Source organism: Marinobacter sp. MBR-105 (assembly GCF_053628895.1).
Map to the genome: position 1 here is coordinate 1 of NZ_JBRJHG010000031.1, position 10952 is coordinate 10952.

Annotated in this window: 14 protein-coding genes and 1 pseudogene; 5 read left to right on the forward strand and 10 right to left on the reverse strand. The window is 54.9% G+C overall.

Going from position 1 to position 10952, the window contains the following annotated elements; translation table 11 throughout:
* The 8 genes and pseudogenes from ACSSVV_RS20445 to ACSSVV_RS20480 form a co-directional block, all read right to left on the reverse strand.
* The coding region (locus tag ACSSVV_RS20445) for a cytochrome c biogenesis CcdA family protein (RefSeq protein ID WP_454106933.1) at nucleotides 1-698 on the reverse strand (698 nt) is incomplete at its 3' end.
* Between the two features lie 26 nt (nucleotides 699-724).
* On the reverse strand, nucleotides 725-1201 hold the full coding sequence (locus ACSSVV_RS20450) for a hypothetical protein (protein WP_011784773.1): 477 nt from the start codon (nucleotides 1199-1201) through the stop codon (nucleotides 725-727).
* 36 nt (nucleotides 1202-1237) lie between these two features.
* Entirely contained in the window at nucleotides 1238-1669 is a 432-nt protein-coding gene (locus tag ACSSVV_RS20455; protein WP_011784774.1) for a c-type cytochrome, read from the reverse strand.
* On the reverse strand, nucleotides 1662-2516 hold the full coding sequence (locus ACSSVV_RS20460) for a WD40/YVTN/BNR-like repeat-containing protein (RefSeq protein ID WP_011786664.1): 855 nt from the start codon (nucleotides 2514-2516) through the stop codon (nucleotides 1662-1664). The genes ACSSVV_RS20455 and ACSSVV_RS20460 overlap by 8 nt, the downstream gene beginning before the upstream one ends.
* 10 nt (nucleotides 2517-2526) lie before the next feature.
* On the reverse strand, nucleotides 2527-3039 hold the full coding sequence (locus tag ACSSVV_RS20465; protein ID WP_011786663.1) for a DUF411 domain-containing protein: 513 nt from the start codon (nucleotides 3037-3039) through the stop codon (nucleotides 2527-2529).
* 99 nt (nucleotides 3040-3138) lie between these two features.
* Complete coding sequence (locus ACSSVV_RS20470) at nucleotides 3139-3444, reverse strand: hypothetical protein (protein WP_011784777.1); 306 nt, start codon at nucleotides 3442-3444, stop codon at nucleotides 3139-3141.
* Nucleotides 3445-3554: 110 nt separating this feature from the next.
* Nucleotides 3555-3863, reverse strand: coding sequence for a hypothetical protein (locus ACSSVV_RS20475; RefSeq protein WP_223268882.1), 309 nt, complete (start codon nucleotides 3861-3863; stop codon nucleotides 3555-3557).
* 386 nt (nucleotides 3864-4249) lie between these two features.
* A pseudogene (locus tag ACSSVV_RS20480) lies at nucleotides 4250-4615 on the reverse strand (Tn3 family transposase); the annotation flags it as partial.
* Nucleotides 4616-5125: 510 nt separating this feature from the next.
* On the opposite strand from ACSSVV_RS20480, the gene phnC reads away from it, so the two are divergent.
* From phnC to ACSSVV_RS20505, 5 genes are read left to right on the forward strand one after another with little or no spacing between them, the layout of a single operon-like run.
* Nucleotides 5126-5971, forward strand: a complete 846-nt coding sequence (phnC, locus tag ACSSVV_RS20485; protein WP_011784779.1) for a phosphonate ABC transporter ATP-binding protein — start codon at nucleotides 5126-5128, stop codon at nucleotides 5969-5971.
* The gene (phnD, locus tag ACSSVV_RS20490) at nucleotides 5968-6831 is read left to right on the forward strand and encodes a phosphate/phosphite/phosphonate ABC transporter substrate-binding protein (RefSeq protein ID WP_011784780.1); all 864 of its coding nucleotides are present in this window, start codon (nucleotides 5968-5970) and stop codon (nucleotides 6829-6831) included. The genes phnC and phnD overlap by 4 nt, the downstream gene beginning before the upstream one ends.
* 10 nt (nucleotides 6832-6841) lie before the next feature.
* Nucleotides 6842-7672 carry a phosphonate ABC transporter, permease protein PhnE gene (phnE, locus tag ACSSVV_RS20495; RefSeq protein WP_011784781.1) on the forward strand — a complete coding sequence of 277 codons (831 nt, stop codon included), beginning with the start codon at nucleotides 6842-6844 and terminating at the stop codon, nucleotides 7670-7672.
* A 9-nt stretch (nucleotides 7673-7681) separates the two neighbouring features.
* Nucleotides 7682-8692, forward strand: coding sequence for a phosphonate dehydrogenase (locus tag ACSSVV_RS20500; RefSeq protein ID WP_011783502.1), 1011 nt, complete (start codon nucleotides 7682-7684; stop codon nucleotides 8690-8692).
* Entirely contained in the window at nucleotides 8686-9546 is an 861-nt protein-coding gene (locus ACSSVV_RS20505; protein ID WP_011783503.1) for a LysR family transcriptional regulator, read from the forward strand. The genes ACSSVV_RS20500 and ACSSVV_RS20505 overlap by 7 nt, the downstream gene beginning before the upstream one ends.
* Here the strand turns inward: ACSSVV_RS20505 and ACSSVV_RS20510 are convergent.
* Together ACSSVV_RS20510 and ACSSVV_RS20515 are read right to left on the reverse strand one after the other, a co-directional pair.
* The gene (locus tag ACSSVV_RS20510; RefSeq protein WP_081432065.1) at nucleotides 9461-10030 is read right to left on the reverse strand and encodes a reverse transcriptase domain-containing protein; all 570 of its coding nucleotides are present in this window, start codon (nucleotides 10028-10030) and stop codon (nucleotides 9461-9463) included. The two genes, ACSSVV_RS20505 and ACSSVV_RS20510, sit on opposite strands and share 86 nt — an antisense overlap.
* Before the next feature lie 494 nt (nucleotides 10031-10524).
* Nucleotides 10525-10950, reverse strand: a complete 426-nt coding sequence (locus tag ACSSVV_RS20515; RefSeq protein WP_454106934.1) for a DUF6448 family protein — start codon at nucleotides 10948-10950, stop codon at nucleotides 10525-10527.
* Nucleotides 10951-10952: the final 2 nt, after the last annotated feature.

The following is a 10952-nucleotide window of genomic DNA, read 5'->3' on the forward strand; positions in this document are numbered from 1 at the left end:
AACGTCGACAACATCCACGACGCAAAGAGTGTCATCCGACCGGTGAGCACCATTACTCCCATTACAACGAGCACCAAGCCAGCAAGCGCTCTCAGTAGTCTACTCCAGCGACTGAGCCAGCGTACTCGTTGCCGAAAGTGTTCAATAAACAGGGCAGTTCCGAGAAAAGGGAGAGCTAACCCGAACGAATACGCCGCCAGATACAGCATGCCAGCCTCAGCATTGGCATGGGTGGAGCTGAGCGCCAATATGGCCCCGAGTATGGGGCCTATACAGGGTGTCCAGCCGATGGCAAACGCGATGCCCAGGAGGAAGGCGGCAGTGGGGCGCCCGCCTTCAAGAGACTGCCCAATGCGCCAGTCCCGCTGTAACGCCGGCATGCTCCACCAACCCAACATAAACAGGCCCATTAACACGATGAGCACGCCAGCCACCAGGTTGGCCTCTTCACGATAAGCCATCAGCCATTGCCCAAGAACACTGGCGCTTGCTCCCAGGGCAACGAATACGAGACTGAACCCCATCACGAAACAAAGACTCAGCCAGAACGCCTTCAACCGATTTGAAGCCTCAGTCAGAGCGCCTCCGGTAACAACCGACAGGTAGCCGGGAACCAAGGGTAAAGTACAGGGTGAGAAAAACGACACGAGACCTCCGGCAAACGCGGCGGCAATTCCCCAGGTTGCAAGATCAGGCATTCAGCCCCCTAAGTTTTGTTAGTTCGTTAAACCGCCCAGAAATCAAATTTGATGCCTTCCTTGGACGTGCCGTTGTCGATGATGGCCCGTGCGCGCCATAGCATTTTGCCGGTACCGCATTCCGGCAGGGTAATGGTTCCCTGGTAAACACCCTGGGTATGCGGTAACAGCTGGGTGCGGACCACGCCCATGTACATTTCAAGCCCTTCGAAATCCACGATCAGGGAGTCGGCTGTCACGTTGCCGAGATACACACGGATGGGAATCTCTGTCATCGATTCGATGGCTTCATTACCTAAGCCGACTGTGATGGTTTGATCTCCCTTTCGCCCGATACACTGACCTTTGAAAGGTGCGCATCCCTCGGTGGCGTAAAAGGTAACACCGGCATCCAGATCAGGCTTCAGGTACTGTGGCAGCACGAAGATTGCTGTGACCACAATGCTGAAACCGATGAGGCCGAATAACCATGACCACTTCTTAAAAAGCTGTTTCAATGCCATTTTCCAGTTACCAAAGACTTGAGGGAGGGTTGTTCGTTATTCCTGACTTTCGTTAGGTTGATAGCGGCGCTGGTCCTCGGTCCAGAGTGTTTTCAGGTAGTTGATCACCGACTGAATTTCCTGGTCGGTGAGGGTGTCCTCAAATGCTGGCATGGTCAGGCGGTCTGTTTTGTTGAAGGGATGCCGCCATCCCTCGGCAATCATCCTGAACAGCATGGCATCACTGTGGCGCCAGGTGTGGCCTGTCTCATCGTGAGGCGGTGGCGGCATTTCGCCTTTCTCATCCGGTTTGTTCCAGTCGGCCGCACCTTCACCCTGCCATCCGTGGCAAGCGGCGCAGTATTGCTCATAAATCTGGCGGCCCTCGGTTACTCCGGCCGGCACGCTGCCACTGTCTGTTGGCGCGCCCCCCGCCATCACAAGGGCCGGGGCAACGAGCAAGACCAGCGGGAAAGACCATTTATTCATAAACAGGAACCCATTCGCCAGAGGCGTTCTGCGAAAGCAACTCTCCGTTTTCAGTGCCGACCACGAGTCTTTCCGTGGGCGAGAACGTCAGAGCGGTCACCGCTTGGGGTATCTCAAGGCCAGCCCAGGTTTCGCCACCGTCAGAACTGCGGTGAAGTTCCCCCTCGATCACGGCGTAGACGTTTTCCGGGGCCCAAGGATCGTAATCAATGGCGGAAACAGTTCCTCGCAATTCGCCGGCATCGCCCCAGAAGCAGAAACAGTCCATGGATCGGGCCACACCGCGGGTGGTGCCGGCGAACAGCCAGCCACTTTCCATGCTGCCTGGCATATCGGAGTGCAGGAAGGCCTGCACCGGCTCCCGAGGGCCATTGTCTACCTTCACCCATTCGGCACCGTCGTCCCTGGATCGGAACATGCCGCCGTCACCGAGATAGGCGTAGAGCGTATCCGGTTGGGTGGCGTGGGCGGCAATCGCCGTGACACCCAGGTCCGGCAGGGTGTCATTGAGGGATTGCCAACGCTTGCTGGCCTCGTCATAGCGCCAGATGCCAAGGCCAGGCCCTGCCAGGTACAGGCTTTCGTCTCCGCCCTTTGCCATGGACCGGGGCTGGGCGCCGGAATCGGACGGTGGCAGGGGGATCTCGGTAGTGTTCTGGCTATCCAGGGCAAACAGACCGCTCTGCCGAAGCACCAGCAAAGCGCCAGATGAGTCCGTCGTCAGCGCTCTCACTGCTTGGCCCTCATTCACAGACTGGGCTTGAACCAGGGTCGGCATGACAGCCACGAACGCGAACAGAAAAAGTCTGGAGACTGCTGAATTCAGGCGGGAAACCATTGCTCTCATAGGGCTGACCTCAGTAATCCTTGTGCTCACGGAAAACCTGTTGCTGGCCATTGGCGTTAAAGGCAATGACCTGGTAATCGTCCTTCCGGCCGGTTTCCATGCCAGGGGTGCCATGGGGCATTCCGGGTACAGACAAGCCGGCCGTGTTGAATTGCGGATCCTCAAGGTAGGCCAGGATGTCATTGGCCGGCACATGCCCCTCAATCACCAGATCATCAACCAGTGCGGTGTGGCAGGACGCCATATCGCGTGGCACGCCATGCTGCTGTTTAATTTCATTAAGGTTGTCGGTTTCAACGATTCGGGTGTCAAAGCCATTGGTCGCGAGGTGCTCGGCCCAGGACTGGCAGCAACCGCAATTGGGGCTCTTGTAGATGGTGATGGTTTGGCCTGCCTCTTCACTCTCGGTTAGAGAAGCCGACGGCTGGGCGGATTCGTCGGCCTGGAGGGCCAATGTGGTGGCGCCAGCGCCGATAACGATAGCGGCTATACCCGTATACAGGGCGAGTTTCTTGGTCTTCATGGGAAATCCTCGTTTGTAATCGCTTATGGGCAGTGCAGGGCTCGGGGGTGCACATGCATCCCCGGCCCAGAGCTTCAGTTCATGAGGGTGCCCAAATGGTTATTTGGCGCCGGTGTCTTTGTCTTTCATGCCACCAGGCATGCCATCGTCGCTATGAGCCTGCATCATCTTCATGCAAGCCTCGGTCATGGCTTTACGGTCTTCCGGGGACATATCTGACATCATGTTCATCATCCCCATCATGCCGCCCATACCCTCCATACCGTGCGAGGACATCATGCGGCTGTGTTCGGAATGACCAGCCATCATGCCGGCGCCTTCGCCATGGGCAAGGGCAGAGAAAAGGGCGACGCTGCCGGCCAGAACGGCGGCGGTTACGGTGAGCTTGAGATTTGAATTACGCATTTGATTCACTCCAGTTAAAGCCTCGTTACGGATGAACGGAAGTACGAGACTTTGTTGCAAGAATTAACTTCAAAGAGCTTGCCGCGATGGGCAAAAACCCGGGTTAAAACTCAGGAGTGATGTTCTGGAGGGGGTGTAATAGAGGCCAGGAACGGATTCTGGTAAAGGGCCGCTCGGCCGATCAACACCGTTTGGGAACCGGTGTCGGTAAAACCGATAGAATGCCCCGGTAGTAGGGCAAAGCTTACGTTGACGCCGCATTTGACCGGCCCAGTGGCGCTTGGACAGGCCATTTCCGGGGCGGAAACACAATCCGGTTCTGTGTCTGAGGAGTAAGCGGTGTCTTCAGTCTGGTCCATCATCATGGTGCCGCAATCCGCCATCGCTGGCTCCGCCTGGCCGCCTGCTACTTTTGACAAAGCAAACGCCGGCGCGCTGATCACAAGAAGCAGTGATAGCAATAGGGAGATGATTGGGCGGTTCTTTGCGGACATCCTGATCTTTAGCACCAAGCTTTGAGGACATGAGCTCTGACATGCAATTACTCTGTCAGTTCCGAAGATCTTAGCACTTTTCTATTCCCAAAACACACTCGCCCGGTCGGAAAGGGAGTGGACTTTCCGATGACTAGCTGAACGTCTTATTTTGGCGCGGAGGAGGACTGGCAACAGTGGCGTTTGGCTAATCGGGCGAATACGACGGAGTGTCATCTCGCAGACATTCAAAGGCTCGACGAAGGATTACGCGTGGTTGAAGGGATGGGGGACAGAATGGGGTCAGCTCACGAAACGGAAAAAATCGTACGCTAAGACCTCTGCAGTGTTCGTAACGATCGGTACTTTCCTTGTTCGACCTGTTTGTCCTGCTGCCAGATATAGTCGCCGGTCAGGTTGATGTGCTCCCAGCCCAAGGGAGAAAGATGCCGCAGAAGCGTCTCGTCGATATCCCGGCCGTCTTCGCGCAGTGCTTGAACCGCCCGCTCCATATAAACCGTATTCCAAAGGATAATAGCGCTGACGACGAGATTGAGTCCGCTTGCACGGTAGCGTTGATTCTCGTAACTGCGATCGCGGAGTTCACCGAGCCGGTTCAGGAAGACGGCACGAGCCAGCGCGTTCTTAGCCTCGCCCTTATTCAAACCAACCTGCACGCGGCGACGCAGTTCGACGTTTGCAAAAATTGCCACGACTATTGAAATCGTTTTTTGGCCATCCGGATTTGGCTTATATCTCCGGGTAATGTTCGCTTACTTTATTTCGAATTAGTAAGTGCAAGGCTGTCCTTGCCCACCCTTAAGGCCACACCTTGAATTGCTGCCCGTTTCCAGATCCACCCCACCATAGTCAGCACCTGGAAGCGCGACCTATTGGAGAGCGCGTCCGACCTCCTCGAAGGCAAGAGTATAGTCGGTAAGCAATTCGATGAACTCAGCACGGACGAACTGTACCGTGAGATTCGCCGACTGACGGTGGAACGCAATTTTTGTTGCTTAAGCTCCTGGGTGGCTCGTTCCACTTTGGCTGAGCTCCATGTATTTCACAGAGCCCTTCGGAAAATCCTTGCGAACCAAAAGCACTTCATCAACCTGTCACGTCAGTGACACGACAGTGTCATCTCTCAGCTTTACCGTTCAATTGTAACTCGCAATACGGCGAGCTTATTTATTGCAAAAGGTGATCCTGTGGCGCCAACTCAATCAACCAATGTGATGCTTCGAGTCGAGAGTATGGGCGTAACCTACCCGGGAAACGTCCTCGCGCTCAAACCCACCAACGTTCACTTTCACAAGGGCGAATTCACCGTGCTACTGGGACTTTCAGGCGCGGGTAAATCCACTCTGCTTCGTTCACTGAATCACCTGGTTAAGCCCACAACCGGGAAGGTTGTGTCTGGCGAGTTTGGTGAACTGACCAACCGTAGAATCCTGCGACAGCACCGCAGCCGCACCGCCATGGTGTTCCAGCATCACCAGCTGATCGAACGATACACCGCGTTACAGAATGTGCTGACAGGCAGACTTGCGTATCACGGTACTTGGCGAAGCCTGCTTCCCCTGCCCCGGCAGGACCTGGAGTTGGCTCTGCAATGCCTCGACCGCGTAGGTCTGGCTGACAAAGCGCTTTCCCGAGTAGATCAGTTGTCCGGCGGCCAGCAGCAGCGGGTTGGAATCGCCAGAGCATTGGTGCAGCAACCATCCATGATTCTTGCCGATGAGCCCGTTGCCAGCCTGGATCCGGCCACTTCTGAAAAGGTACTCGGCCTACTGCGCGATATTTGTCAGGAAGATGGAATCACCGCGGTTATTTCCTTGCACCAATTGGAATACGCCCAGCGTTTTGCAGACCGGATCATCGGCCTTTCGAACGCTCATATCGTTTTTGACGATGCTCCTGAAAACCTGAAATCGAAACACCTGGACGAGATTTACCACCGTTCACCCAGCGTGGTAGCTGCGGAAGGCAAACCAGCCATCCATAAACCTAAGACCACCCCGATAACGACAGACGTACTGGAGATAGCACAATGAAGACAATGATTCACTCTTTGCTGGCTCTGATAATGATGCTCGGCATCCATTGGTCAGCCCATGCCGCAGATACAGACCCTGATCTTTTGAAAGTTGCCTTGCTGCCGGATGAGAACGCGTCAGAACTGATCAAGCGAAACCAACCTTTGAAGGATTACCTGGAAACCACTCTTGGTAAGGAAGTAGAACTGATTGTTACCACCGATTACTCCTCCATGATCGAAGCCATGCGTTTTGGCCGAATTGACCTGGCTTACTTTGGTCCGTTGTCCTATGTGATGGCCAAGAGTAAGAGTGACATTGAACCCTTTGCCGCCATGGTGGTAGACGGGAAGCCGACTTATCGCTCCATCATTATTGCCAATGCGGACTCTGGCGTTGGCTCCTTCGCGGATATCAAAGGCAAGAAAATGGCCTACGGTGACCGCGCATCCACTTCCAGCCACCTGATCCCCAAGACCGTACTCCTTGAGAAGGCAGAGCTCGAAGCCGGAAAGGACTATGAGGCTCATTTCGTCGGTAGCCATGACGCTGTTGCGGTTAACGTCGCCAATGGCAATGCCGACGCCGGAGGGTTGTCCGAAGTTATCTTCGAGCATGTGATGGACCGCGGTTTGATTGATCGGAGCAAGGTCAAAGTGCTGGGCTACAGCGGTGACTTTCCTCAATACCCCTGGGCCATGCGTTCGAACCTGGCCCCTGAGCTGAAGAGCAACATTCAGAAAGCCTTTCTGCAGATCGATGACCCGGAGATTCTCGACAACCTGAAGGCTGAGGGATTCGCGGCAATTACCGACGAAGATTACGATGTCATCCGCGCTATGGGTGGCCTGCTCAATCTTGATTTCGCAAAAATGTGAGGAGTGCCCCATGAACTATACAACGACGGAACCGGCGACTCTGTCGCCGGCCCCGTCGGCCTCCGTGCTGGATGAGCACGCGAAAGGCTGGCGGAAAAAACTCGGACAGTCGCTGTTAGTGCTGCTCATCATTTTTGTCGCAAGTTGGTACGTAGGGCTGCTCAATTTCAATACACTTGCCAATGGCGTGCCAGCCATAGGCACACTCATTGGCGAATCTCTTCCACCTGACTTCACCAATGTGGCCAGCTGGGTGTCGCCGTTAATCGACACGCTTGCGATGAGCATTGCCGGTACTGCCATTGCAGTAACCTTGTCTGTGCCACTGGCATTCCTGGCTGCGCGCAACACCTCTCCACATCCGGTGGTGTTCCAAGTAACTCGAACCCTTTTAAACGGTTTGCGTTCAGTCCCGGAACTGATCATGGGCATCATCTTCGTGGCTGCTGTTGGTTTTGGGGCGTTGCCTGGCGTACTGGCGCTCGGTCTTCACTCCATTGGCATGGTTGGAAAGTTTTTTGCCGAAGCGATTGAGCATGTAGATGAGGCGCCAGTGGAAGCGGCCGATGCTGCCGGCGCTACTCGCTTGCAGGTGCTCTATCACGCCGTGCTGCCACAAGCACTTCCTCAATTCGCGGACGTGTCCATTTATCGCTGGGAATACAATTTCCGTGCCTCGACCGTAATGGGCATGGTGGGTGCCGGTGGTATTGGCTTCGAATTGATGGGCTCGCTGAGAATCATGCAGTATCAGGAAGTCAGCGCCATTCTCATTGTCATCTTGTTGATGGTCACCGTCGTGGACAGTCTCAGTGGCCGCCTTCGTAAGAAATTCAAATAAGGAACGTCGATGAAACCCAAGGTTGTGATAACCCATAAGATCCATGACAGTGTTCTGGATGAACTTGCCCAAGATTGCGAGCTGGTCACCAACCAATCCGGCGCCACGTTGCCCCAGGAGGAAGTGGCTGCGCGCGTTGCAGACGCTGATGCGATGATGGCGTTCATGCCAGACCGAGTTGGAGTGGAGTTCCTACAGGGGTGTCCGCGCTTGAAGGTGATTGGTGCAGCCCTGAAAGGCTATGACAACTTTGATGTGGATGCCTGCACGCGTCATGGGGTTTGGCTGACATTTGTACCGGATTTGCTAACCGTGCCTACTGCAGAGCTAACGGTCGGGCTGACGATCAGTCTCACCCGACAAGTCAAGGCGGCGGACCACTTCGTTCGATCCGGTGAATTTACTGGCTGGACACCACGCTTCTATGGGCAGGGGATCGAAGGCTCACGGATTGGTATTGTGGGTATGGGGGCCATCGGCCAAGCGGTGGCGCAGCGCCTGAACGGATGGGGAGCGGATTTAATCTATTCCCAGCCGGAACGTTTACCCGTGCAGCATGAGCAGGCACTGGGTTTGTCCCATACTCCCCTCAAGATGCTGCTGGCCCAGTCAGATATTGTGATCCTGGCACTGGCGCTCAATGAGCAAACCCTCCACACCATTAATCGCGAAACGCTAACAGGAATGAAACCGGGCGCATTCCTTATCAATCCCTGCCGTGGATCTGTGGTGGATGAGGGTAGTGTTCTGCAAGCGCTTCAATCCGGTCAGTTGGGGGGGTACGCCGCTGATGTGTTTGAGATGGAAGATTGGGCGAGAGAAGATCGTCCGAGGGAGATCGCCCAGGGGCTCAGGGCCCACCCCAACACGCTGTTTACTGCTCACATCGGATCGGCAGTCAGCCAGGTGCGTCTGGCTATCGAGCAACGCGCTGCTCGGAACATTCTGCAAGTGCTTCGGGGTGAGCGGCCGGGTGATGCGATCAATGATCCCAGTGGCCGCGAGAGCGGCCCATGCTGAATCTTGTCTGGCTGAAGAGTTTCGTGGCGGTGCTGGACCACAACGGGTTTCAGGCCGCAGCCCGCCAGTTGGACATCGCACAACCCACACTGTCCCAGCACCTTCAAAAACTCGAAAACCAACTTGGCGTTTTATTGGTCCACAGGGGGCGCTCTGGCTGTGAGCCAACCCGGGCTGCCTTAACCTTGTTGCCTTTTGCCCGAAGTCTGCTCCGGCTGGAGGAGCAGGCGAGATCTTCCATTATGGAGGCTCGACTTCGCGTTGGGGCGAGCTCCAATATTGGGATTTATATGCTCCAGCCCTACATCCGTCGTTACAAGGAGCTGGGCGTAGGGCCCGAGGTGGATGTGGTAATAGATTCCAATCCGACTATTGCACGGCATTTATCGGACGGTGAGCTGGACGTGGCGATTATGGAGTGGTGGCATGATCTACCCGGATTCCATGCTCAGGCGTGGCGTAACGAGCCCGTTGTTCTAATCGTTCCGCCTGGTCACCCGTTAGCCCGTCGAACCGATATCGACCGCGATACGCTGTCTAACATGGCTCTGATCGGCGGCGAACCCGGCACCGGCACTGGCCGGCTTTTGGCGACCTACTTCGGTGAGCATGGGCCATTTCCGACGGTATCTATGCAGCTGGGTAGCACCGAAGCCGTCAAGCAAGCGGTTAAGGTCGGACTTGGCGCATCGTTGGTGCTTGAAAGTTCTGTACGGGAGGAGGTCCAAAATGGAAGTCTGGTGGCTATTCCCGTGAGTGAGCCTGGCCTTAGCAAGGAGCTGATGGTGATTTATCCGAGCAGCCTGGACAAACACAGGCCAGTATACTCGTTTGTTGGGCATCTCTGTGAATAGCTATTGGGTCCACCTCACGCATATCTAGCTGGGAATGCAGATACTGAGCCTCACGCTCACTTCGACAACGCAGTATTCCGTCATCTGCATATCGGCAGAATGGGATATCCGGATGACGAACGGTCAGCCAACGATCCAATGCATAATGCAGAAACAGGTTTGCCAGAACTGGCGATAACGGGCCACCTTGTGGTGTGCCAACGTTCCGTCGTTCCTGCTTACCATCTTTCGTCTGCATCGGTGCCGTTAGCCAGCGCCTCACATACAGCAGCACCCAGGATTCAGAGCAATGGTGGTCAAGAGCCTTGAGCAATAGCTCATGATCAATATGATCAAACAAGCCACGGATGTCATACTCCAGCACCCAGTCCCTTTCCCAGCACCGCTTTCGCGTGATCACAAGCGCATCATGCGCGGATTTCCCGCACCGATACCCGTACGAGTCCACATGAAAGACAGGTTCCAGGATAGGTTCCAGCGTCATAGTAACCACAGTTTACGCTATACGATCGCTAACCGTGGGTACCCCGAGCAATCTTTCTCCTCCACTTTTCTTCGGAATTGGAACTGCTTTGACGGACGGTGGGAAATAGCTGCCGGAGGACATCCGATTCCAAATTAGATAGAGGTTCTTACTCAAGTCTCGATCAAAGTCCTGAATCGTCTGGCCATCTACACCGGCCGCACCTCGATTTGATTTAACGCGCTGATACGCCTTCCATACCTGGCGCTTGGAATTTTTTTCTCTAATTGCGGAAATACCGAAATTAGATAAAACACAGCACGCCCCTCAGTTAGTAATATGGCTGCCCGATATCCCGGAATGATTATGAAGCGGAGATTGGTGTTGGCTTCATTTATGTTTTTTGATGCGCCTTAATAGAATGATGGTACCAATTCAGCCGAAGGCGAAACTGGAAATGAATACAACGGCAAAGCAGGCCGTCAGCCTGCTTTGCGTCTGCGTGAAGATAGGAATTAGTGCCCCTGCCCTCCAGCAGCGCCATGCACGCCCTCTATATAGTGAATGTAATTGACGTAGTCAGCGACAAAGGCACGCCCCTTATCGCTGCTTTGATCAGCCATGGCCCTTGCACGCTGAGCCTCATGATAACGCTCACGAATACCGTTCTCGATCTTGCGGGTTATATTTGCCACGAGGCGATCAATTTGCCCGTTTTCCAACGCCGCATCCGCCGCCATTAAACCCGGATCAATCTGTCCGGAAGGCTTGATGCCGGTAAAGGGTGCGCCTTCGGAGGCACGATGAACCTCAACGAGCGTCGAGAACAGATGCTGATCGGCAATGTTTTTCGCAGTTTCGCTTTGCCCGCGGACTTGGCGCACATCGGCGAATACCCTTTTGATTTCGGCCTCATCCTTTGCCGGCACCCATTTGAGCAAGG